A 21,954-nucleotide genomic window follows, 5' to 3' on the forward strand; every position below is an offset into this window, starting at 1 on the left:
GTTCGTACCGTCACCGGTCATCGCGACCAGCTTGCCGCCCGCCTGCTCCCGCTTGATGAGGGCCATCTTGTCCTCGGGCGTGGCCTCCGCGAGGTACTCGTCGACGCCGGCCTCCTGCGCGATGGCGCGGGCCGTGCGCTCGTTGTCGCCGGTCACCATGACCGTACGGATCCCCATGCTCCGCAGCTCCGCGAAGCGCTCGCGAATGCCGTCCTTGACGACGTCCTTGAGGTGGATGATGCCGAGGATCCGCAGACCGTCCCAGTCGTGGACCGCGACCAGCAGCGGGGTGCCGCCGGAGTCGGACACTCCGGCCGACCACGCGGCGGCTTCCGGCGGTACGGTCCCACCGCGCAGCGTCACCCATTCGGACACCTGGGCCACGGCGCCCTTGCGGATGGCGCAGCCGGCCCCGTTCGGCCAGCCGAGGTTGATTCCGCTCATCCGGGTGCGGGCGCTGAACTCGGTGAACCGGGGGTTGCTCAGATCCTCTTGGGCGACCGGCTCGAGCCCGTACTGCTGGGCCAGGGCGACGACGGACCGGCCCTCGGGAGTCTCGTCGGCAAGGGAAGCCAACTGGGCCGCGTCCGCCAGCTTGATGAGGTCGGTTCCGGGAAGCGGGATGAAGGCGGCCGCCTCCCGGTTCCCGTGCGTGATGGTGCCGGTCTTGTCGAGGAGGAGGGTGTTCACGTCCCCGGCGGCCTCGACCGCGCGCCCGCTCATCGCGACGACGTTGCGCTGGACGAGGCGGTCCATGCCCGCGATGCCGATCGCGGAGAGCAAGGCGCCGATGGTCGTGGGGATGAGGGTGACGAGGAGGGCCACGAGGACCGTGGTGGTCTGGGCTGCGCCCGCGTACGCGGCCATCGGCTGGAGCGGGACGACGACCAGGATGAAGACGACGGTGAGAGCGGCCAGCAGGATGTTGAGCGCGATCTCGTTCGGGGTCTTGTGCCGGGATGCGCCTTCGACCAGGGCGATCATGCGGTCCATGAAGCTGTGTCCCGGACGCGAGCTGACGCGGACGACGATCGAGTCCGACAGCACGGTCGTGCCGCCCGTCACCCCCGACCGGTCGCCGCCGGCCGCGCGGATCACCGGCGCCGATTCGCCGGTGACAGCGGATTCATCGACGGCCGCGGCGCCGTCGATGACGTCGCCGTCGGCCGGGATCGGCTCCCCGGCCTCCACCAGCACGACATCCAGGGGCTGCAGGTCGCTCGGCGCCACGGCCTCCGTCTCGGCCTGCCGCAGGTTCGTTCCGTACGTCCAGTGCCGCAGCCGCAGCGCGACCGTGTCCGTACGTGCCTTGCGCAGCGAATCGGCCTGGGCCCGGCCGCGGCCTTCCGCCACGGCCTCGGCGAAGTTGGCGAAGATCACCGTCAGCCAGAGCCAGACGCTGATCACCCAGGTGAAGACGGACGGGTGGATGAGCGCCGACAGCGTGGTGAGTACGGAGCCGACCGCGACCACGAAGAGCACGGGCTTTCGGATCAGCTCGCGGGGTTGGAGTTTGAGCAGGGCCTCGCGGAAGGAGGCCGCCGGTCGTATCGACTCCGGCAGGGGCCCTCGGCCGGGGCGCGGCCTTCGGTGCGGCCGGTTGGCCGGGGCCTGCGACGGGGACGGGGACGGGGACGGAACAGGAAGTGTGTGCCGGGTGGCAGCGGGAGGCATGGCGAGACCTTCGGGTCGAATCGGCACAGCCGGAAGAAGGATGGATGCACCGCCGGGGATCCGTCCCTCGTGGGACCCCTCCGGCTCGTCGTGCGACGTGGGGATCCCCGGCGGTGGAACGGGCAGGAACCCACCGGCCCCGGTGCCCTCGGCAGCCGTACCGGGCAGGTGTTTTGTGCCCTCTTGACGGTCGGCGGATCGAAGGCGTCAGGGCCCCGTGGAGGGGGCGTCCAGGACCGCCGGCCGGACTTCCGCCGCGATGCGGAAGCGGAGGCGGCAGATGACGGCGTCGGTGTCGCGGCGGACCGCGTGGGCGACGACGGAGCCGCGCCGGTTCTGGAGCAGCCGCTGCCACAGGTGCGCGGGTTCGGTTTCCGGGATGAGGACGGTGACCTGGGCGTCCGGGTGGGTCTGCGCGAGCCCCCGCACGTACGCCGATACCGGGCGGCCCAGCGAGCGGGTCTCCGAGGAGAGTTCGATCAGCGGGACGCCCGGCCGCCACAACTCCCAGTCCCGGCGCAGGGCTTCGGCGGCCTGCCGGTCCTCGGCCGTGGGGTGGGTGACGGTGACGGCGAGGACTTCGTCGCCGAGGGAGCGGGCGGCGGTGAGGGCCTGGCAGGTCAGGCGGGACAGACCGGATACGGGAACGACGACGAGCGAGTGGGCCCGGTGCGGCGGCTGCGGGACGCGGCCCAGTTCGAGACGCTCGCCGATCTCGGCGTAGGACCGGTGGATCTTCTCGAGGAAGAGGACGATCAGCGGCAGGGCGAGGACGATCAGCCAGGCGCCCTCGGTGAACTTGGCGGCGGTGACGACCACTGCGCAGACGCCCGTCAGGAGCGCGCCGGAGCCGTTGAGGGCGGCCTTGGTCCGCCACCCCCTGGGACGCTCGCCGTACCAGTGCCGGACCATGCCGACCTGGCAGATGGTGAATCCGACGAAGACGCCGATCGCGAAAAGCGGGACGAGGGTGTTGGTGTCTCCGCCGGAGAGGACGAGCAGGGCGGCGGAGACGAGCGCCAGCCAGACCACGCCGTGTCGGTGGACCTGGCGGTCGGCCTTGAGGGCGAAGACGTGCGGCAGGTGGTTGTGCCGGGCCAGCAGGCTCATCAGCACCGGGAGGCCGCCGAAGGAGGTGTTGGCGGCGAGCGCCAGCAGCACCATGGTGGCGAACTGGACCACGTAGAAGGCCGCGTTGTGCCCGAAGGAGGCGTCGGCGAGCTGGGCGAGGACGGTGACGCCCTCGACCGGCTGGAGGTGGAAGCGGCCGATGAGGACGGACAGGCCGATCAGCATGACGCCGAGCAGAGCGCCGAGGGCGACCTCGGTGCGCTGGGCGCGGCGGGCGGCCGGGGCGCGGAAGGACGGTACGGCGTTGGCGACGGCTTCGACGCCCGTCAGCGCCGAGCAGCCGGCGGCGAATGCCTTCAACAGCAGGAGCGCACCGACCGCGGTGGCACCCTCCCCGAGCGCGGAGGCGTGCCCGGCTGCGGAGGCGGTGCTGACCGGGCCGTCGCGGAAGAGCCCGACGGTGATCATCGCGAGGATCGACCCGACGAAGAGCGCGGTCGGGACGAGGAAGGCCCTGGCGGAGTCGACTACCCCCCGGAGGTTCACGGCGGTGACCAGGACCAGGACGGCGAGGCAGATCCAGACCCGCTCACCGTGGAGGGACGGGAAGGCAGAGGTCAGGGCGGCCACGCCTGCGGTGACGGAGACGGCGACGTTGAGGACGTAGTCGAGGATCAGCGAGGCGGCCGCGACCAGGCTGGTCCGCCGCCCCAGATGCCGCTCGGCGACCGCGTACGAGCCGCCGCCGTCCGGGAACGCGGCGATCACCTGCCGGTACGACGCCACCAGCACCGCCAGGAGCGCAGCGATGGCGAGCGTGACCGGGAGGGTGAATCCCAGGCCGTGGGCGCCCGCGGCGGCCAGCACGAGCACGATCGACTCGGGTCCGTACGCCACGGACGCCATCGCGTCGAGCGACAGCGCGGAGAGGCCCTGAAGAGCGGTCAGCCGGTGACGGTCTCCGGATCCGGTGGCGCTGGTGTCGGGGGGCTCCTCCTGGCCCGGGTCCTCAGCGACCGTGGTCGGTTTTCCTACGTGTATGGCCATGTCGCCGGTCCCTCCGAATGAACAAAGTGAGGACAGCGTCGGAGCCGCGCGAGGAGGCGACCAGCACTCCTGGCGCATTCCATACGTCCGGCCCGCCACTCTTCACGCGTTCCATACGCGCAGGTGGGAGCGGCGTATGGGGTCCGTCAAGAGGCGGCGCCATGCGTTGCGCCGCCCCCACAGAGGGGCACGCTTGATCTGGGCGAGAGCGCCCGACTGCGACGAAGGAGAAAGTCCCGTGGACGCGGAGAACGTGGCCGGCCTGCTCATCGCCCTCGCACTGCTCGGCCATCTCGTGGTCGCCCTGATCAGGCCCGAGAAGTTCTGAGCGACGCTCTTCGTCACGATCGGCTTCGTCCGGACGGGAGGCCCCACATGTCCGGCTACTGGTTCCGGCTCCACGACCCCCTCGCACTGGTTGCGGCCCTCGTGGCCCCCTTCCTCGTCGCCCTCGCGCTCGTGCCCTTCCGTGCGGATCTTTCGGCGACGAACGAGGCGCTGATCATGGTCGTCGTGGTGGTGGCGGTCGCCGCCCTGGGTACGCGAGCGGCCGGCGCGCTGGCCGCTCTCTCGGCGGCGGCCTGGTTCGACTTCTTCCTGACCAGGCCCTACCAGCGGTTCACCATCGCCGACGGTGGCGAGATCGAGACAGCGGTCCTGCTGCTCGCCGTGGGACTGATCGTCTCCCAGCTGGCGGTCCGTACCCGCAGGCTCCGGGCGGTCGCGGTCACGGACGCGGCGCACCTGTCGAGCCTCCGGGGAACCGCCCGCCTCGCCGAGGACGGCGGCTCGCCGGAGGCGGTGGTCGAGTACGTCCGCCGGGAGCTGGTGGGCCTGCTGGGGCTGCGCGGCTGCCGCTTCGAATACGGAACCCTGATGGGACACCTGCCACGGCTGGAGCACGACGGCAGCGTCTGGCTGCGCCGCGGCAGGCGGATCACCGAGTACGCCGAGTGGCCGGACGGCGAGACCGAGCTGCGGGCCGTCGGCGGCGGCCACTACTACGGCCGTTTCCTTCTCGACGCGCACCCGGGCCGGCCCCTGCCGCCCGAGGAGGCCCGTCTCGTGGCCGTCGCGCTGGCCGCTCAGGCGGGCGCCTCCATGGACTCGGCCGGCCTGCCCCACCAGGTCTGATGCCCCGCGGACGACCTGCACCGTCAGGGCGGCGTTAAGGGTTCCCGCGCCCCCGTATGGACACCGTCAAAGCGTCTTAACACCCGGGTGAAGACACGGTTGTCTCGTCATCGGCCAACTGGCCGATTCATTTCTTCCCACTTCACTCAGGAGCTCGCGATGGCCGATCTGGCCTTCGTCGTCACCACGGTCGCGGTGTTCGCGCTGGTGGCTCTCATCGCCCGGGGGGTGACCAAGCTGTGACTGTCGAGAACGTTATCGGCCTCGTCGTCGCCGTCTCCCTGCTCGGTTACCTCGTCCTCGCCCTTGTGTACCCGGAGAGGTTCTGAGCACCGATATGAGTCCCGTAACCGCTGGTGTGCTCCAGCTGCTCGCGTTGATCGCCGCGCTGGCTCTGGCGTACCGTCCGCTGGGCGACCACATGGCCCGGGTCTACTCCTCCGAGAGGCACTACAAGCCGGAGAAGTGGATCTACAAGGCCATCGGCGCCAACCCGTCGGCCGAGATGCGCTGGCCCGCCTACCTGCGCGCCGTCCTCGCCTTCTCCGCCGTGAGCGTCCTCTTCCTCTACCTGTTGCAGCGCCTGCAGGGTGTACTGCCCGGCTCGCTCGGCTTCGTCTCGATCGACCCGGACCAGGCGTTCAACACCGCCGCGTCCTTCGTGGCCAACACGAACTGGCAGTCGTACTACGGCGAGCAGGCCATGGGCCACGTCGTGCAGACCGGCGGCCTGGCGGTCCAGAACTTCGTCTCCGCCGCCGTCGGCATGGCCGTCGCGGTCGCCCTCGTACGGGGCTTCGCGCGCTCCCGCACCGGCGAGCTCGGCAACTTCTGGTCCGACCTGGTGCGCGGCACCGTGCGCATCCTCCTGCCGATCTCGGTGATCGGCGCGATCGTCCTGGTCGCCTGCGGCGCGATCCAGAACTTCGCCGGCATCCACGAGGTCGGCCAGTTCCTGAACCAGCACGGCACGGGCGGCACGCAGCAGTGGAACGGCGGGGCGGTCGCCTCGCAGGAGGTCATCAAGGAGCTGGGCACGAACGGTGGCGGCTACTTCAACGCCAACTCGGCCCACCCCTTCGAGAACCCGACGCCCTTCTCGAACCTCTTCGAGATCTTCCTGATCCTGCTCATCCCGTTCGCGATGACCCGCACCTTCGGCCGTATGGTCGGCAACCTCCGCCAGGGCTACGCGATCCTCGCCACCATGGGCATCATCTGGATCTCCTTCACCGGCCTGATGATGTGGACCGAGTTCGCCCACCACGGTCCGGCGCTCCAGGCCGCCGGCGGGGCGATGGAGGGCAAGGAGACCCGTTTCGGCATCGCCGCCTCCTCGATCTTCTCGGTCGCCACCACGCTCACCTCGACGGGTGCGGTCAACTCGTTCCACTCCTCGTACACCGGTCTCGGCGGCGGCATCCAGCTGCTCGGCATGCAGCTGGGCGAGATCGCCCCCGGTGGTGTCGGTTCCGGCCTCTACGGCATGCTGATCATGGCGATCATCGCGGTGTTCATCGCCGGCCTGATGGTCGGCCGCACCCCCGAGTACCTGGGCAAGAAGATCGGCACCCGCGAGATCAAGCTCGCCGCCTGCTACATCCTCATCACCCCGGCCCTGGTCCTCTGCTTCACCGCCGCGGCCATGGCCCTGCCCACCCCGCCCAACTCGATGCTGAACTCGGGCGCGCACGGGTTCTCCGAGATCCTCTACGCCTACACCTCGGGCGCCAACAACAACGGCTCCGCGTTCGCGGGCCTGAACGCCGACACCCAGTGGTTCAACAGCACCATCGGCATCACCATGTTGCTGGGCCGCTTCCTGCCCATGGTGTTCGTCCTCGCGCTCGCCGGTTCGCTGGCCGAGCAGAAGCCCGTTCCCGAGACCGCGGGCACCCTGCGTACCGACAAGCCGCTCTACGCGGGCCTGCTCGTCGGCACGATCCTCATCATCACCGGTCTGACCTACTTCCCGGCCCTGGCGCTGGGTCCGCTCGCCGAAGGGCTCGCATCATGAGCACCGCCACACCGACCCGTGCTCCGCACGACGACCTGCCGACCGGCCACAAGCCGCCTGCCGGCCGCGTCGGTGGGGGGCTGTTCGACCCCACGGCACTGCTGAAGTCCTTCCCGGACGCGGTCCGCAAGCTCGACCCCCGGATCATGATCAAGTCTCCGGTCATGTTCGTGGTCCTGGTCGGGTCGGTCGTCACGACCGCCCTGGCGATCCAGGACCCGGCGGACTGGTTCGGCTGGGCGATCACTGCCTGGCTGTGGCTGACCACGATCTTCGCCAACCTCGCCGAAGCCGTGGCCGAGGGCCGCGGCAAGGCCCAGGCCGACACCCTGCGCAAGGCCAAGACCGACACCGTCGCCCGCCGCCTGAACAAGGACGGCAAGGGAGAGGAGCAGGTCCCCGGCACCGACCTGCGCATCGGCGACCTGGTGGTCTGCGAGGCCGGCGACATCATCCCCGGCGACGGTGACGTCGTCGAAGGCGTCGCGTCCGTGGACGAATCCGCCATCACCGGCGAGTCCGCCCCGGTCATCCGCGAGTCGGGCGGCGACCGCTCGGCCGTCACCGGTGGCACCAAGGTGCTCTCCGACCAGATCGTCGTCAAGATCACGACGAAGCCCGGCGAGACCTTCATCGACCGGATGATCGCCCTCGTCGAGGGCGCTGCCCGGCAGAAGACGCCCAACGAGATCGCGCTGAACATCCTGCTCGCCTCGCTGACCATCGTCTTCCTGCTGGCCGTCGTCACCCTGCAGCCGTTCGCGATCTACGCGGACGCCGAGCAGTCGATGATCGTCCTCACCGCGCTCCTGGTCTGCCTGATCCCGACCACCATCGGCGCCCTGCTCTCCGCCATCGGCATCGCGGGCATGGACCGCCTGGTCCAGCGCAACGTCCTGGCGATGTCCGGCCGGGCCGTCGAAGCTGCCGGTGACGTCTCGACGCTGCTGCTCGACAAGACGGGCACCATCACCCTCGGCAACCGCCAGGCCGCCGAGTTCGTGCCCGTAAAGGGCACGACGGAAGCCGAGCTGGCCGACGCCGCGCAGCTGTCGTCGCTGGCCGACGAGACCCCCGAGGGCCGCTCGATCGTGGTCCTCGCGAAGGAGAAGTACGGGCTCCGCGAACGCCACCAGGGCGAACTCGCCCAGGCCGAGTGGATCGCCTTCACCGCCCAGACCCGCATGTCCGGTGTCGACTTCGACGGCAGGAAGACCCGCAAGGGTGCGGCCGGCTCCGTCATCACCTGGGTGAAGGAGCGGGGCGGCCGGGTCTCCGACGACGCCGATCTCCTCGCCAACCGCATCTCCGAGGCCGGCGGCACCCCGCTCCTGGTGGCCGTGGAGGACGAGGAGGGCGCCCGCGTCCTCGGTGTCATCCACCTCAAGGACGTGGTCAAGGAGGGCATGCGCGAGCGGTTCGACGAACTGCGCCGCATGGGCATCAAGACCGTCATGATCACGGGTGACAACCCGCTGACCGCGAAGGCCATCGCCGAGGAGGCGGGTGTCGACGACTTCCTCGCGGAGGCCACGCCCGAGGACAAGATGGCCCTCATCAAGCGGGAGCAGGCGGGCGGCAAGCTGGTCGCGATGACCGGTGACGGTACGAACGACGCCCCGGCCCTCGCCCAGGCGGACGTGGGCGTGGCGATGAACACGGGCACCTCGGCCGCCAAGGAGGCCGGGAACATGGTGGACCTGGACTCCAACCCCACCAAGCTCATCGACATCGTGGAGATCGGCAAGCAGCTGCTGATCACGCGGGGCGCCCTGACGACCTTCTCGATCACGAACGACGTCGCGAAGTACTTCGCGATCATCCCGGCCATGTTCACCGCGGCCCACCCGGGCCTGGAAGCGCTCAACATCATGGGCCTGCACAGCCCGTTGTCCGCCATCACCTCGGCGATCATCTTCAACGCCCTGATCATCATCGCGCTGATCCCGCTAGCGCTGCGCGGCGTCCGCTACAGACCGGCCTCCGCGCACGACCTGCTGCGCCGCAACCTCGCCGTCTACGGCCTCGGCGGCCTGGTCCTGCCGTTCATCGGCATCAAGGCCATCGACCTCCTCGTGTCAACGATCCCCGGGCTCGGCTGAAGTCCGCCAAGACCGCATCAGAGGGCCGTCAGGGAGCTTGAGCCGTACGCCGCGGACCAGTTGGACGGACGACGTGCCTCGCCCTGGCCGGCGTCACCGCCCGGTCGCACGCCGAGCGGGACCTGCTCGCGCGACAACCGCCCCGGCCGCCTCCTGGCCCGGTCGGCCGGCTTCCGCCCGACCCCCGAGTACGTCCACTACGCGACCGCCCCTCTCGCCGCCACGAGTTCCCGGAGGCCGAGGCAGCCTGACCCCGTACGGGCCCTTCCGATTTCCCCGGAGGACCGCACGGGGGAGGAGCCGCTCAGTACGATGCGGCGGGCGGATCCCGTAGGGGCACCGAGGGCCGGTCCCGGGCGATCGGGCGGAATGCGGGGGGCCTTGAACGTCGCGGGGAAGCACATCGGCGGCCGGTACCGGCTCGAGGCACTGCTCGGACGCGGCGGGATGGGCGAGGTGTGGCGGGCCTACGATCCCCGGCTCGATCGCATGGTCGCGATCAAGTTCCTGCCCCCGGATCTGGCCGACGGCCACGTCGTGGACCGGTTCCACCGCGAGGCGCAGGTCACGGCGCGGCTCCAGCACGCAGGCATCACACAGGTCTTCGACAGCGGTGCACAGGACGGGCAGCTCCACTTGATCATGGAGCTGCTCGACGGGAGGAATCTGGGCACGGTACTTCAGGAACGGACGTTCGGGCTGCCCGTGCACCGGGCAGTGGACCTGGCCGCGCAAGTGGCTGACGCGCTCTCGTACGCGCACCTGGCGGACATCGTCCATCGGGACATCAAGCCCGCCAACCTCATGCTGGTCGCCGACGGCCGGGTGAAGGTGTGCGACTTCGGGATCGCGGGGTTCGTCCATGCGGACTCCGGTCTGACCCGGGAGGGCAGTCTGATGGGAACGCCCGACTACATGGCGCCCGAACAGTGCCAGGGCCGACGGGTCGACGGCCGGGCCGACCTGTACGCCCTCGGCTGTGTCCTGTTCGCCCTCCTCACCGGGCGGCCGCCGTTCACGACACACGGGGACTTCCGGGTCGTGATGATGGATCACATCCACACGCCACCCCCGCGGCTGGCCTCTCAGCGGCCCGGCGTGCCCGTCGAGCTCGACCGGATCGTCTCGGTCCTGCTCTCGAAGGATCCCGGTGACCGCCCGGCCCACGCCGGAGCCGTCGCCGACCGGCTCAGAGACCTGGTCTCCTGGCGTGCCGCGGCGCCGCCGTCCGCACCCCGACAGGGCTCGACGCCTGCTTCCACCCCTCGACCGGATCCCCGGTACGCGTACGCCGGTCGCCCGGCGCCGGCCCCTCCCGCCCCGGGCTTCACCATGGAGGCGCATTACGATGAGTTTCATCCTCCGGAAGCGACCGAGGTCAACGCGATCGTGACGGTGACGGGTACGAGCGCGGCCCCCGACGATTCGGCGGCCGCTGCTCCCCGCGCTCTGGTCTTCCTGCCCGGGCTGTCCGAGGGGCTCCCCGAAACGGACTTCCGCGCCGTGACGACTGCGCTCGGTTCCGCCATCGACGTTTTGGACGAGGGTGCTTCCTTCGCCGTCGTGGCGGGCTCGGACCATGCCCGGATGCTCTACCCGGACACCATGCGCCTGGTCCGGGCGACCGCGGAGACCAAGGCCGAGGCGCGCGCCGCGCTGGCCGGGCTGGAGCCGATCGGGGCGGTCGCCTTCGGCAGATGGCTGCGGCTCGCCGACCGGCTCCTGGCCGCGCACGGCGGCGCCGTGCGCACCGCGATCCTCCTCGTGGACCTGACCGTCACGGCGGAGGGCCCCGAGGAGCTGCCTGCCGTGCTCGCCTCGTGCGCCGGCCGCTTCTCCTGCCATGCCCGTGGCATCGGCGCCAACTGGGAGGTGGCGCCGATCAGATCCATCACCACCGCGCTGTCCGGCACGATGGACCTCGTCATGCATCCCTCGGAGCCCCCGTCGCAACTCACAGGGGATCTGTCCTCGCTCGTCGCCCGGACCCGCCAGGCATTCGCCCGCAACCTCGCCCTGCGGGTCGCGACGCCCGGAGGCGGGCAGGTGCGGTTCGTCAAGCAGCTCACACCGGCCGTGGACGATCTCACCGGCCGCGGGTATCAGGTCGGCCCCAGTGCCGGTGAGTACCCCATCGAGGTTCCGGACGGCGAGTCCTGCGAATACCACCTCCTGCTGGACCTGCCACCCGGACGCCATGGGGACGAAGTGGTCGCAGCAGAGCTGAGCATCGTCCTGCTTCCCCCGTCCGGCGACGGACGGACACTCGCCCGGCTGCCGATACCGGTGCGGCGGGATGCCGAGCCCACCTTGCTCGCGTAGTCCCGTTGCAGCGACGTGAGGACGGGGCGGGGTCCTTGGCCGCGAACCCTGATGGAGTTCCGTATGCGGGTCGTCAAGGTCGGGTCACTGGCCGTGTGGACGTTGTCAAGGCGTGCCGCGGCGGCCGGTGATCCGCTGTTTCATCGGGAGAGTGTGCCGATCCGAGCAGGCAGCGAGGAGCCCCGATCAGTTGCAGCACGCGCACCCGGGGCGGCAACCGCCAGCGTCGGCCTCGACCGCCGACGGCGCGCAGCAACCCTTGCCCTGCCAGGCGTCGCGGCCTTCCTTGACCGCGATGGCGGCGATGACGAGGGCGGCGACGGGGTCGGCCCACGACCAGCCCAGGGTGGCATTGAGGACCAGGCCGACCAGGAGAACGGCGGACAGGTAGGTGCACAGCAACGTCTGCTTGGAGTCGGCAACCGCGCTGGCGGAGCCGAGTTCGCGGCCGGCCTTGCGCTGGGCGGCGGACAGGAAGGGCATCACGGCCAGCGACAGGGCGGCGACGATGATGCCAGGAGCGGAGCGTTCGGCCTCGCCGGTGCCAGCCAGGGCGCGGGCCGCATCGATGCTGATGTAGGCAGCGAGCGCGAAGAACGACACCGCGATGATCCGCAGGGTTCGCTTCTCCCGGGCCTCGCGCACGGCGTGGTCGCGGGCGGAGAACTGCCAGGCGACCGCTGCGGCGGAGGAGACCTCGATGACGGAGTCCAGACCGAAGCCGATCAGCGCGGTGGAAGAGGCGATCGTCCCGGCCGTGATAGCGACGATCGCCTCGATGACGTTGTTAGGTGATGGTCGCCGCGACCAGCAGCCGTATCCGGCGAGCCAGTGCGTCGCGGCGGGCCGGGGACGGTCCTGTGCCGATGGGTATCTCAGCGGTCATCTCAGCAGCAGCCCTTCTCATCCGCTTCCCCACAGCTCTTGTCGGCTTCGACCGCCACCACGGCGGTGCGCAGGTCGTCCAGCGCACGCCCGAGGCGTTCGTCAGCGAGCTCGTAGCGGATGCGCCGGCCCACCGGCACCGCGACGACCAGGCCGCAGTCGCGCAGGCACGCCAGATGGTTCGACAGCCGGGTGCGGGAGATCTCCAAGGCGTCGGCCAGGTCGGCAGGGTGGGCCGGGGCCTCGCGCAGGGCGAGGAGGATCCGGCAGCGGATCGGGTCGGCAAGGGCGCGGCCGAACCGCGCCAGCACCTCGATGTCGGCAGCGAGAGTCAGCACACTCGTGAAAGTACACCCAAACCTGAATCCATGGAATCCTGAACCATGGATGCCGCTGCCAAGGTCCACGTGGTGCTGACTCGGGCCTGGTCGGAGGGCCGCCCCGCGGTGTGGGTCGCAGAGTGCCACCGGGAAGGTGGCCTGGAAGGGGATCTCGTTGCCGGCGACGGTGAGGGTGTGGCGCTCGGGTGCGGCCATGCCCGCGTTGTTGACGAGCATGTCGAGGCGCCCGGATCGTTGTTCATGAACCCATCCCGGCAACGGGTCCTTGACAGTCTTCTGGCGTGCGTCCGGTGACGGGGCTCACGTGCATTCGTGCACGTCATCAGGGCTGCGTCAAAGTCCGGCGGCTCGGCGGAAGGAACGCGTCAGGAAAGGTTGTCGCGGCCGCAGACCGGTCACAGACTGGCGGTGCGACGGAGCCGGGTGACGGTCCGGCGGCGCGCGGCTGGACGGTGGTGACCTGAACACCACCGATACGGCGCATTTCGGCGCGGCCCGTGGGGGGTCCGGTCCGAGGCGACCGCGCGTCGGTCAACCGACGCACAACACATGAGCCGTCCGGCGTCCGGTGTGGGGACACCGGGGCCGGGCGGCTCGCGTGGAGTCCCTGCCGCCCCTCCCTCCCCACCGTGATGAGTTCCGTCAGGGCGCAGTCAGGCAGGGTTCCGGGTGCAATGGGAGCGTGCCCGATGCGCCACGGGTGGCCCTGTCCGCGTTAAGGACACGTCAGGGTTTGCTCGCTCGCGTGCATAAAGGATCAGTCTGCGTACGCTGGCTCAGCCGTCGGTGTCGATGGCTGATTCTTTGCCGTACGACAGGAGCCCCCCGCGATGGCCACCCCTGCCCGCACGTCACGCCTGCGCGCGTGGATGCTGGAAGGCTTGACCGCCGAGAACAGTTCGCCCGCCGCCAAGGAGGCGGCGGCCCAGCCTCACGGCCGGCCGTGGTGGCGGGTGATGTGCCTGACGGGTCTGGACTACTTCTCCACCCTCGGCTACCAGCCCGGCATCGCGTTCCTGGCGGCCGGGCTGCTGTCGCCGCTGGCGACCATCGTGCTGGTGCTGCTCACCCTGTTCGGCGCGCTGCCCGTCTACCGACGTGTGGCCGAGGAAAGTCCGCACGGCGAAGGCTCCATCGCCATGCTGGAGCGACTGCTCACCTTCTGGAAGGGGAAGCTGTTCGTCCTGACCCTGCTCGGGTTCGCGGCGACCGACTTCCTCATCACCATCACCCTCTCCGCGGCGGACGCCACCGCGCACCTGGTGGAGAACCCGCACCTCACCAGCACCCTGCACGGTCACGAGGTACTGATCACCCTGATCATGATCGCGCTCCTCGGCGCGGTCTTCCTCAAGGGATTCAGTGAGGCCATCGGCGTGGCAGTGGTCCTGGTCTTCACGTATCTCGGCCTGAACGTGGTCGTGGTGGCGGTCGGGCTGTGGCACGTGTTCACGCAGCCGCAGGTCATCACCGACTGGACCACCGCGCTGACCACCGAGCACGGCAACCCGTTCATGATGATCGCCATCGCCCTCGTCGTGTTCCCGAAGCTCGCGCTGGGCCTGTCGGGGTTCGAGACGGGAGTCGCGGTCATGCCGCACGTGAAGGGCGATCCCGACGACACCCCCCAGAGGCCGGCAGGCCGGATCCGTGGTGCGAAGAAGCTGCTCACCACGGCTGCCGTCATCATGAGCATCTTCCTGATCTGCTCCAGCCTGATCACGACCCTGCTGATCCCGGCCGCCCAGTTCGAGCCGGGCGGCGAGGCCAACGGACGCGCGCTCGCCTACCTGGCGCACGAGTACCTGGGCTCCGCCTTCGGCACGGTCTACGACATCTCCACGATCCTCATCCTGTGGTTCGCCGGCTCCTCGGCCATGGCCGGCCTGCTGAACCTGATGCCGCGCTACCTGCCCCGCTACGGCATGGCCCCGCACTGGGCCCGCGCCCTGCGCCCCATGGTCATCGTCTTCACCCTCGTCGCGTTCCTGGTCACCTGGATCTTCGACGCCGACGTGGACGCACAGGGCGGCGCGTACGCCACCGGTGTCCTCGTCCTGATCACCTCGGCCGCGGTCGCCGTGACCATCGCCGCCCGCCGGGCGGGGGAGCGCGGCTGGACGATCGGCTTCGGCATCATCTCCGCCGTCTTCATCTACACGACCGGCGTCAACATCGTCGAACGCCCCGACGGTGTGAAGATCGGCGCCTGCTTCATCGCCGGCATCATCGCGCTCTCCCTCCTCTCCCGCCTCGCCCGCGTCTTCGAGCTGCGCGTCACGCACATCGAGTTCGACGACATGGCACAGCGGTTCATCCGCGACACCGCCAACCGCACGATCCGGTTCATCGCGAACGAGCCCGACAACCGGGACCGCGAGGAGTACCGGCAGAAGAAGGAACAGATCCGCGCGGACAACGACATCCCGGCCGGAGACGACGTGATGTTCGTCGAGGTCACCGTCCTCGACGCCTCCGAGTTCGAATCGGGCATGCGCGTACGCGGCGAAGTGCTGCACGACCGCTACCGCGTCCTGACCCTGGAGAGCTCCAGCATCCCCAACGCCCTCGCAGCGCTCCTCCTCCATGTCCGCGACGAGACCGGCCAACGCCCGCACATCTACTTCGAATGGACCGAGGGCAACCCGATGGCCAACTTCCTGCGCTTCTTCCTCTTCGGCCAGGGCGAGGTCGCCCCGGTCACCCGCGAGGTCATCCGCGAAGCCGAACCGGACCGGACGCGCCGGCCCCACGTCCACGCCGGCTGACCCCTGGGCGTCAATACGCCGACAGGAATCCCGCCCGACCCTCGCCATGAGGAGAGTCGGGCGGGATTCTCACTGATGTGACCACTCGCTCGCGCGCCGACCGCGCCGTCCGCCGGACCGTACTCGCCCTCGCGGCCGCCGGCCTGACCCTCATCGCCACCGGCGCCGTCCTCGACGCCCTGTGGCTGCTCGGCATCGGCGTCTGGGGAGTGATCGCCGCCATCGTGACAGAGCTCGTCTACCGACCGTAGACCAGCACTCCACGGCGTGCTCCGCCGGATCGACGAGGCCTGCCTTACCCGCCGATGTCCCGGCTGCGGAAGTCCTCGAGCCACTCGCGCCGGACCAGGATCCGGGCCGTTCCCTCGTGGACGCGACGACCGCGGGGCGGCCCACGAGGTTGTAACCGGAGGCCATGGACAGCTGGTAGGCGCCGGCCACCGGTACGGCGAGCAGGTCACCGGGGTGGATGTCGCCCGGCAGTTCCACATCGGCCGCGAGGACGTCCCCGGCCTCGCAGTGCCGGCCGACGACCGTGGCCGTGCAGGCGTCGGCAGTGGAGTGCCGACCGATCAGGCGGGGCGCGTAGCGCACCCCGTACAGGGCGGGCCGCGGGTTGTCGTTCATGCCGCCGTCGACGGCGACGAACACCTTCTCGCCGGTGTGCTTGACGGCGAGCACCCGGTACAAGGCCACTCCGGCGGGCCCGACGACGGATCGTCCGGGCTCGATGAGGAGCCGGGGCACGGTCAGCCGGGCGGCGGCGCACCCTTCGATGAGCTCGGCGCGCAGCCGTCGCGCCAGCGTGGTGAGGTCGAGGGCGGGTTCGCCGGGCCGGTACGGATCTTGTCGTGGCCCCCGGCCGAGACGCCCGGCACCCGCACCATGACCTTCTGCCCGAGCGTCCCGCGGTCGATCCGACGCACCCATTGGTGAGCGCGGTGGGTTAGCGGCCGATCTTGTCCAGCTCGGCGAGGTCCTCGTCGGAGAGTTGGAGTCCCGCACCTGCGACGTTCTCTCGCAGGTGTGCCACCGCCGAGGTGCCGGGAATCAGCAGGATGTTCGGCGACCGCTGCAGCAGCCAGGCCAGGGCGACCGACATCGGCGTCGCGTCCAGCCGAGTGGCCACGGCCGTGAGCGCGGAGGACTGCAGCGGGCTGAAGCCGCCGAGGGGGAAGAAGGGCACATAGGCGATGCCCTGCTCGGCGAGCTCGTCGATGAGGTCGTCGTCGTGGCGGTGGGCGAGGTTGTACATATTCTGCACGCACACGATCGGCGCGATCGAGCGTGCCTCGGCGATCTGTCCAGCCGTCGCGTTGCTCACGCCGAGGTGCCGGATCAGGCCCTGCTTCTGCAGGTCGACGAGTGTTCCGAGGGCTTCGGCGAGCGAACCGGGCACGGGGCCCTGGGCGTCGCCGAGCCGGAGGTTGACCACGTCCAGCGCCTCGAGGCCGAGGTTCTCCAGGTTCTCGGTGACGGCCCGACGCAACTCCTCGGGCTTGCGCGCGGGGGGCCAGCCTCCCTCCTCGTCCCGGGTCGCGCCGACCTTGGTCACGATGTGCAGCGCTTCGGAGTACGGGTGCAGCGCTTCGCGGATCAGCTGGTTGGTGACGTGCGGCCCGTAGGCGTCGGCGGTGTCGATGTGGGTGATGCCGAGGCCGACGGCCTCGCGAAGAACGGCGAGTGCGCCGTCGCGGTCGGCCGGCGGGCCCATGACCCAGGGGCCGGCGAGCTGCATGGCGCCGTAGCCGAACCGGGTGACGGATAAGTTGCCCAGGGTCCAGGTGCCGCCGGGAAGCGAGGCGGAGGGAGTGCTCATGGTGTGCCTTTCGTGGTCGGCCAGGGGTGGTGCCCAGCGGCTCCTTGCATAATTCTTGGCACGTAGCTTCCTAGTGGGAAGTAGGCACCTCCGAGTGCGTAGGGCACCCACGAGTGACAGGAGTGGTCGATGGCGACGATGACGGCGGCCCAGCAAAGGGCACAGGCCAAGGTGGAGTACGACGCCTTCGTGGCGGCCTGCCCCAGCCGCAAGCTGCTCGACCGGATCTCCGACAAATGGGTCACGCTGATCCTGGCCGCGCTCGGCAGCGACAGCGCCCATCAGCCCGGCGCCGACTGCGTCGCCGGGCCCCGCGTGATGCGCTACTCGGAACTGCAGCGCCTGCTGGCCGGTGTCAGTCAGAAGATGCTCACGCAGACGCTGCGCTCCCTGGAGCGCGACGGCCTGGTGTCCCGCACCGTGGTGCCGACCGTGCCGGTCACGGTTTCCTACGAGCTGACCGATCTCGGTCTGTCGCTGTACGAGATGATGCGGGGCCTCAAGGCCTGGGCCCAGGTGCACATGGACGATGTGCTTGCCAACCGCGAGGCATACGACACCCGCGTCGTCTGAACCACAGCAGGGTTGCTCACCAGCGGGAACAGTCTGCGCGTAAGAGGCCGGGCAGACGGGCGGGGCTCAAGGACGTCGCTTCGGGCGGTCGTCCCAGCGGTGGGTGGTCCAGGCCCGGCGGATCAGGCTGCGAACGGTGATGATCGTGTCCGCGAGGTCGAAGAAGGCGTTGGCGCCGTTCGCACGGCGCTCGTAGACAGCAGGTCGTGCAGAACCTCCTTGGTCGGATCGTCCACGGTACGAGCGCCCGCTTCAGCTACACGCAGCACTGGCTTCAGCATGCACGCGACTGTACCGACCCATAGGACTCAACTGCCCAGCCGTGCACAACCTCCCTAGGCACACTACGGGTAGGCTCGTAGGTATGGGAATTGACTGGGAGAACATGCTCGGCGCAAGCGGTAACGGCCTCGACGATGCCTACGACAGCGCGGTCTCCGCGGTCATCTACAGCGATGACCCGGTGGAGGACCGTCGGCCACTCCCAGTCGGCGAAGAGCACGACGACACAGACGGCTTGCGCTGAACTCAGCGCACGGACGAAACGCCCCGGCATGCCGCGGCGTTTCGCCGTCTCAGAGATCGTGTCAGGTCAGGGGTCAGTCAAGAGGCGGCCGAGCTCAACTCTGCGGCTCGTCGCAGCCTTCACCGAACTCGTCATCCCCGGCAACGGCACAGGTGACGGCCAGCACTACGGCACGGGGGTGCTGCCCGAGCACCGAGGTCACGGCCTCGGCCGACGGATGAAGGCCGAGTCGATCCGACAGGCCCACAGGGACTATCCGGACCTCGGTGGCCTCCTGACCGACACCGCCGACAGCAACGCGCACATGCGACGGGTCAACGACGGTCTCGGCTACACACCCACGCACACGACACACCAGTATCAGCTCGACCTTTAGCAGAGAGCGGACGGGCCGGACCGGGAAGCCGGTGATCTTCCATTCGTGCAGGTCAGAGCCCGTGGGCAAGCCCTCTTCGGAAATCGACACCTCTTACCTCGCGATAGCCGAGGGGAGAGGTCTATCCGTATCCCGGGGGCCGGCGGCTGCGCGGAGGGGTACATGTACCGGTCTGGCTCGTGAACGGATCCGGTGGCCCCTCGTGGTGGAACGGGCGTCGGCGGGTACGCACCGCTCAAGGGACCTTGAGGCAGGTCATGTACCGACTCGCAGCCGAAGGCGTCCTGCCGCACACGCCACCGATGTACCGGCGGCTGGCCCAGGCCCGGCGGGAGGGCCGCTTCCGCGATCTGATCGACACCGTCCGCGAAGTCCACGTCCCGCAGGCCTGGCCGGACGCGGGCGCGTTCGTCGCCGAGGTGCCCGCCTGGTTGCGCCTGGACCGCACTGCGGGCCATAAGCAGACCCTGTACGTCGCCGGCGAGAAGGACACCCTCCGCCAGCAGCTGACCGGCTGGCTCGAGTTCGCGGGCATCCCCGTGCTCGTGGTCCGCGGCTTCAGCTCCCAGTCATACGCATTGGCCGGATTTGCCCTCTAGCTGCCCACTGCCCGTGTTCGTAGTGTTCGCGTCGTCGTGACGGCGGTGCCCTGGCGCTGGGCTATCTGGTGAGGCTGCTGCACCGCTGGACCAAGGAGAGGCCAGAGGTCCGCAAGGCCGAACTGGCCCAGAACGGGCTGTCGGAGAGGATCGGTCGCTGCCGGCAGGCAGCAGGCTCTCACTCCTCGACGTACAGGAACTCCGGCCCGTAGGTCTTCCCGCTGCCGTCGGGCAGCTCCAGCTGAACGAGCTTCCGCGCCTCGGTGCGCATCCTGCCCATGTGGCCGATCGCCGGGAACAGGATGTCCGAGTCACCGGTCAGCCAGGCTGCCTGCAGCGCCCGCAGCATTTCGCTGAAATGTGTGTTGAACGCTGCGAGCACCTGCTGAACCTCGGGCGTGGGCGCGTTCGGCCCGCCGTTGGCCCAACCGCCCTCGGGCACCCGCCCCATGGGGAAGGCCGGGGGCAGCGGGACATCGTCGCCCTTGAAGTCCCAGACGGGCGGATTCTCCGACATCTTGATCAGTTTTTTGCCGCGGAACATCTCCCGGAACACGTAGAAGTGCGCCAGCTCGCCGGGCTTGCCGGGGAAGGGGTTCTCGGGTGAGGCGGAGGTGCCCTCGCCCTGCTCCTTGATGATCTCGATCGCGGCTCGCACCTTCTCGATGCTGTCGAGCGGAACGATCTTGTTGCCCTGGCCGTGACTCTCAAGGGAGAAGTCGATCTGCCGGTCGCCGGTGATCAGGTGCTGGTGCGCCTCGAACGCCTCTTCGATCGCGGTGTAGAAGGCCCCAATGGTGGCGAAGGTGCCGAACTGTGCGACCGGGCGATCCGGGCGCTCGATCTCGGAGAACATCTCGACCGAGTCCTTGGTCAGTCCCTCCAGGAAGACGATGAGTTCAGGCCGCACGCCCCCCGGCAGTGCGCGCTCGTACTTCGGCACCACCTTGGGATCGGCGAGGACCGGCGTCCCCCCGATGGTGGTGAGCATGTTGCACACCAGTCCCATATGGGTCATCTCATCGAAGATGATCTCCCGGATGTTCTTGGCAACCGCCGCATTCGATTCCTTGATCGACCACAGGGCGCTCGCGTACGGACCGATGGTCGCGATCTCCACCATGATCGCCTGCTGAAGGGAGTTCTTCAGCCACACCGCATCGCGGTCCGCCGGGAGAACACTCAGGAGCTCGACGATGGCGTTGCTCTCATACCCAAGGACCTGGGTCATGCCACACCTGCCTCATTTGTGTATAGACAGGATGAAACGCTATCCGTTCGGCAGGCCGGGCGAGCGAGGTGCGGGCGAGCCCCGGGACGGTTCACCCCATCGGGGCAGGCCACCTCGAAGCCCGCGACCACGAGCCCACCTTGCTCGCCCGTGCCTCGAACTCCCACTGCACCGGCTGGCCGGCGTCGAGGCCGTACGGCGGCCCGCCGGGAGCTTTGAGGGATGCGCTCCTTCACAAACCTGCCAGCAGGCGTCCGGTGTAGCCCACCATCACGGCCCAGAAGAGGCCCGAGTAGCCCCGCTCGCCGATTTTGGTGTTGAAACGCCGCCCGAGGAACGTCGCGAACACCATCAAGGGCAGGCATGCGAGAGCTATCAGGTAGTCCTCGCCCACGAGCAGCGAGGCGTCAGTCCAGATCGCCGTCTTGGTCACGTCACCGACCAGCGAGATCAGCGACAGCGCGCCGACGAGATGCAGGCGGTCCAGGGCCAGCCCGCGGACGGCGAGCCCCTTGAGGGGACCGGAGGTCCCGCTGAATCCGGAGGTCGCGCCCGACGCGAAGGCAAGCACCGGTGAACTCAAACGCCGGATACGTGTGAACTGGAGGGACTCCACCAGGAATGCCACCGCGAAACTGAGGATCACGGCCAGGGTCACGGATCGTTCCGGGGCGGAGACCAACAACTTCGCACCCAGGACAGTACCGACAGCGACAAGGACGATGACTGGAGCCGCCTGCCGGTAGGGCAGTGTCTTGCGGTACGCGATGACCTTGACCACGTTGTTGGCTGCGAGGAGAAGGGCGGCCAGCGCCACCCCGGGCTTGGTTCCGAGTACCAGGGCAAGCGTGGGTACGAGGATCAGACTGCCGCCGAATCCTGCCGCCGCGGAGACCGCGAAGGCGGCAGTCACGGCCATGAGCACGACGGGGACCAAGTAAGGCTCCATCAGAGCTCCTCAGTCCGGACGGCGTCGGCCCTCATTCGACGTCCGGCCCGCTCTCGGGCCTGCAGTCGACGAGAGGGCAACCGCGGGGTCGCGGTCCGGCAAGCCGACCTCGGTGGCGGCGCACATGTGCCCATGATCGAGCCTCGATGTTCCGACGTCCCGGTACCTCGATGTCCTGGCGGTGCCCTTCCAATGTCAGGCTCGCTTCGGTATTCCGCCACCGGATTCTGTGGTCCAACCCCCTGTTCCGTCGGCTTCCGCTCGCACCCGCAAGGATGCAAGGCACAGTGCAGCAACCTATGGTGAGTAGGTAAAGGACAGTGCACGGCCTGACGTGCAACGCGCGGAGCACGGCACCCCCGGACTCGTAGGGGTCGGTCCTTCGCCTCTCCACCGCCGACACCCGTGGTCCGCGCCGCTCGGGGTGATTGAACCATTCCAAGCCACTGGCTCTCAGAGGGTGCACGGACATGGACGTGTACGAAAGCGGCGCGACCGGTGATGCCGATGCCACGGCGAC

The 21,954-nt window shown here is 69.3% G+C and carries 18 protein-coding genes and 4 pseudogenes; 13 read left to right on the plus strand and 9 right to left on the minus strand.

What is annotated here, in order from left to right; all coding sequences use genetic code 11:
- Positions 1 to 1,674, minus strand: a 1,674-nt coding sequence (gene kdpB / locus ACWGE1_RS19590) for a potassium-transporting ATPase subunit KdpB (protein WP_453421755.1), incomplete at its 3' end; no start/stop codon positions are given.
- 207 nt (positions 1,675 to 1,881) lie between these two features.
- Positions 1,882 to 3,792 (minus strand): APC family permease, encoded by a 1,911-nt coding sequence (locus ACWGE1_RS19595; RefSeq protein ID WP_453421756.1) that lies wholly within the window; start codon positions 3,790 to 3,792, stop codon positions 1,882 to 1,884.
- 238 nt (positions 3,793 to 4,030) lie between these two features.
- On the opposite strand from ACWGE1_RS19595, the gene kdpF (ACWGE1_RS19600) reads away from it, so the two are divergent.
- The 7 genes from kdpF (ACWGE1_RS19600) to ACWGE1_RS19630 all read left to right on the plus strand — a co-directional run bounded on the left by kdpF (ACWGE1_RS19600) (position 4,031) and on the right by ACWGE1_RS19630 (position 11,367).
- Positions 4,031 to 4,120, plus strand: a complete 90-nt coding sequence (kdpF, locus tag ACWGE1_RS19600) for a K(+)-transporting ATPase subunit F (protein WP_453421757.1) — start codon at positions 4,031 to 4,033, stop codon at positions 4,118 to 4,120.
- 47 nt (positions 4,121 to 4,167) lie between these two features.
- A complete protein-coding gene (locus ACWGE1_RS19605; protein WP_453421758.1) occupies positions 4,168 to 4,926 on the plus strand; it encodes a DUF4118 domain-containing protein in 759 nt (252 codons plus the stop codon).
- An 87-nt stretch (positions 4,927 to 5,013) separates the two neighbouring features.
- Positions 5,014 to 5,169, plus strand: a complete 156-nt coding sequence (locus ACWGE1_RS19610) for a hypothetical protein (RefSeq protein WP_272261963.1) — start codon at positions 5,014 to 5,016, stop codon at positions 5,167 to 5,169.
- Positions 5,166 to 5,255: a K(+)-transporting ATPase subunit F gene (gene kdpF / locus ACWGE1_RS19615; RefSeq protein ID WP_453421759.1), complete on the plus strand. Its 90-nt coding sequence runs from the start codon at positions 5,166 to 5,168 to the stop codon at positions 5,253 to 5,255. The genes ACWGE1_RS19610 and kdpF (ACWGE1_RS19615) overlap by 4 nt, the downstream gene beginning before the upstream one ends.
- 8 nt (positions 5,256 to 5,263) lie before the next feature.
- Positions 5,264 to 6,943 (plus strand): potassium-transporting ATPase subunit KdpA, encoded by a 1,680-nt coding sequence (gene kdpA, locus ACWGE1_RS19620; RefSeq protein ID WP_453421760.1) that lies wholly within the window; start codon positions 5,264 to 5,266, stop codon positions 6,941 to 6,943.
- Entirely contained in the window at positions 6,940 to 9,045 is a 2,106-nt protein-coding gene (gene kdpB / locus ACWGE1_RS19625; RefSeq protein ID WP_453421761.1) for a potassium-transporting ATPase subunit KdpB, read from the plus strand. Before kdpA ends, kdpB (ACWGE1_RS19625) begins: the two co-directional genes overlap by 4 nt.
- A gap of 381 nt (positions 9,046 to 9,426) precedes the next feature.
- Positions 9,427 to 11,367, plus strand: coding sequence for a protein kinase domain-containing protein (locus ACWGE1_RS19630; RefSeq protein ID WP_453421762.1), 1,941 nt, complete (start codon positions 9,427 to 9,429; stop codon positions 11,365 to 11,367).
- Between the two features lie 186 nt (positions 11,368 to 11,553).
- Here the strand turns inward: ACWGE1_RS19630 and ACWGE1_RS19635 are convergent.
- Both ACWGE1_RS19635 and ACWGE1_RS19640 read right to left on the minus strand, forming a co-directional pair.
- Positions 11,554 to 12,253: pseudogene (locus ACWGE1_RS19635) on the minus strand (cation transporter).
- A 1-nt stretch (position 12,254) separates the two neighbouring features.
- Positions 12,255 to 12,590: an ArsR/SmtB family transcription factor gene (locus ACWGE1_RS19640; RefSeq protein WP_453421763.1), complete on the minus strand. Its 336-nt coding sequence runs from the start codon at positions 12,588 to 12,590 to the stop codon at positions 12,255 to 12,257.
- 833 nt (positions 12,591 to 13,423) lie between these two features.
- On the opposite strand from ACWGE1_RS19640, the gene ACWGE1_RS19645 reads away from it, so the two are divergent.
- Together ACWGE1_RS19645 and ACWGE1_RS19650 are read left to right on the plus strand one after the other, a co-directional pair.
- Entirely contained in the window at positions 13,424 to 15,361 is a 1,938-nt protein-coding gene (locus ACWGE1_RS19645) for an APC family permease (RefSeq protein WP_453421764.1), read from the plus strand.
- A gap of 77 nt (positions 15,362 to 15,438) precedes the next feature.
- Positions 15,439 to 15,612: a hypothetical protein gene (locus tag ACWGE1_RS19650; RefSeq protein WP_453421765.1), complete on the plus strand. Its 174-nt coding sequence runs from the start codon at positions 15,439 to 15,441 to the stop codon at positions 15,610 to 15,612.
- 44 nt (positions 15,613 to 15,656) lie between these two features.
- Here the strand turns inward: ACWGE1_RS19650 and ACWGE1_RS19655 are convergent.
- Both ACWGE1_RS19655 and ACWGE1_RS19660 read right to left on the minus strand, forming a co-directional pair.
- Positions 15,657 to 16,201: pseudogene (locus ACWGE1_RS19655) on the minus strand (diaminopimelate decarboxylase family protein); the annotation flags it as partial.
- 106 nt (positions 16,202 to 16,307) lie between these two features.
- On the minus strand, positions 16,308 to 17,180 hold the full coding sequence (locus ACWGE1_RS19660) for an aldo/keto reductase family oxidoreductase (protein WP_453421766.1): 873 nt from the start codon (positions 17,178 to 17,180) through the stop codon (positions 16,308 to 16,310).
- A 129-nt stretch (positions 17,181 to 17,309) separates the two neighbouring features.
- Here ACWGE1_RS19660 and ACWGE1_RS19665 point away from each other — a divergent pair, with 129 nt between their 5' ends.
- A complete protein-coding gene (locus ACWGE1_RS19665) occupies positions 17,310 to 17,753 on the plus strand; it encodes a winged helix-turn-helix transcriptional regulator (RefSeq protein ID WP_453421767.1) in 444 nt (147 codons plus the stop codon).
- 66 nt (positions 17,754 to 17,819) lie between these two features.
- On the opposite strand, the pseudogene ACWGE1_RS19670 reads toward ACWGE1_RS19665, so the two are convergent.
- A pseudogene (locus ACWGE1_RS19670) lies at positions 17,820 to 17,948 on the minus strand (IS5/IS1182 family transposase); the annotation flags it as partial.
- A 169-nt stretch (positions 17,949 to 18,117) separates the two neighbouring features.
- Here ACWGE1_RS19670 and ACWGE1_RS19675 point away from each other — a divergent pair.
- The 3 genes and pseudogenes from ACWGE1_RS19675 to ACWGE1_RS19685 all read left to right on the plus strand — a co-directional run bounded on the left by ACWGE1_RS19675 (position 18,118) and on the right by ACWGE1_RS19685 (position 19,254).
- The gene (locus tag ACWGE1_RS19675; protein ID WP_173864715.1) at positions 18,118 to 18,279 is read left to right on the plus strand and encodes a hypothetical protein; all 162 of its coding nucleotides are present in this window, start codon (positions 18,118 to 18,120) and stop codon (positions 18,277 to 18,279) included.
- A gap of 109 nt (positions 18,280 to 18,388) precedes the next feature.
- Positions 18,389 to 18,655: pseudogene (locus tag ACWGE1_RS19680) on the plus strand (GNAT family N-acetyltransferase); the annotation flags it as partial.
- Positions 18,656 to 18,912: 257 nt separating this feature from the next.
- Positions 18,913 to 19,254 carry a hypothetical protein gene (locus tag ACWGE1_RS19685; protein ID WP_453421768.1) on the plus strand — a complete coding sequence of 114 codons (342 nt, stop codon included), beginning with the start codon at positions 18,913 to 18,915 and terminating at the stop codon, positions 19,252 to 19,254.
- 178 nt (positions 19,255 to 19,432) lie between these two features.
- Here ACWGE1_RS19685 and ACWGE1_RS19690 read toward each other — a convergent pair whose 3' ends face one another.
- Both ACWGE1_RS19690 and ACWGE1_RS19695 read right to left on the minus strand, forming a co-directional pair.
- Positions 19,433 to 20,485, minus strand: a complete 1,053-nt coding sequence (locus tag ACWGE1_RS19690; protein ID WP_453421769.1) for a ferritin-like domain-containing protein — start codon at positions 20,483 to 20,485, stop codon at positions 19,433 to 19,435.
- A gap of 232 nt (positions 20,486 to 20,717) precedes the next feature.
- The gene (locus tag ACWGE1_RS19695) at positions 20,718 to 21,434 is read right to left on the minus strand and encodes a TSUP family transporter (protein ID WP_453421770.1); all 717 of its coding nucleotides are present in this window, start codon (positions 21,432 to 21,434) and stop codon (positions 20,718 to 20,720) included.
- Between the last annotated feature and the right edge of the window lie 520 nt (positions 21,435 to 21,954).

Source organism: Streptomyces sp. NPDC054932, assembly GCF_053610205.1.

What these genes read in the sequence shown, in the direction of transcription:
- ACWGE1_RS19675 (WP_173864715.1), top strand. Translation starts at nt 18,118, where the DNA reads ATGGGAATTGACTGGGAGAACATGCTCGGCGCAAGCGGTAACGGCCTC.
- ACWGE1_RS19645 (WP_453421764.1), top strand. Translation starts at nt 13,424, where the DNA reads ATGGCCACCCCTGCCCGCACGTCACGCCTGCGCGCGTGGATGCTGGAA.
- ACWGE1_RS19660 (WP_453421766.1), bottom strand. Translation starts at nt 17,180, where the DNA reads ATGAGCACTCCCTCCGCCTCGCTTCCCGGCGGCACCTGGACCCTGGGC.
- ACWGE1_RS19605 (WP_453421758.1), top strand. Translation starts at nt 4,168, where the DNA reads ATGTCCGGCTACTGGTTCCGGCTCCACGACCCCCTCGCACTGGTTGCG.
- kdpA (WP_453421760.1), top strand. Translation starts at nt 5,264, where the DNA reads ATGAGTCCCGTAACCGCTGGTGTGCTCCAGCTGCTCGCGTTGATCGCC.
- ACWGE1_RS19595 (WP_453421756.1), bottom strand. Translation starts at nt 3,792, where the DNA reads ATGGCCATACACGTAGGAAAACCGACCACGGTCGCTGAGGACCCGGGC.
- ACWGE1_RS19665 (WP_453421767.1), top strand. Translation starts at nt 17,310, where the DNA reads ATGGCGACGATGACGGCGGCCCAGCAAAGGGCACAGGCCAAGGTGGAG.
- ACWGE1_RS19695 (WP_453421770.1), bottom strand. Translation starts at nt 21,434, where the DNA reads ATGGAGCCTTACTTGGTCCCCGTCGTGCTCATGGCCGTGACTGCCGCC.
- ACWGE1_RS19685 (WP_453421768.1), top strand. Translation starts at nt 18,913, where the DNA reads ATGTACCGACTCGCAGCCGAAGGCGTCCTGCCGCACACGCCACCGATG.
- ACWGE1_RS19690 (WP_453421769.1), bottom strand. Translation starts at nt 20,485, where the DNA reads ATGACCCAGGTCCTTGGGTATGAGAGCAACGCCATCGTCGAGCTCCTG.
- kdpB (WP_453421761.1), top strand. Translation starts at nt 6,940, where the DNA reads ATGAGCACCGCCACACCGACCCGTGCTCCGCACGACGACCTGCCGACC.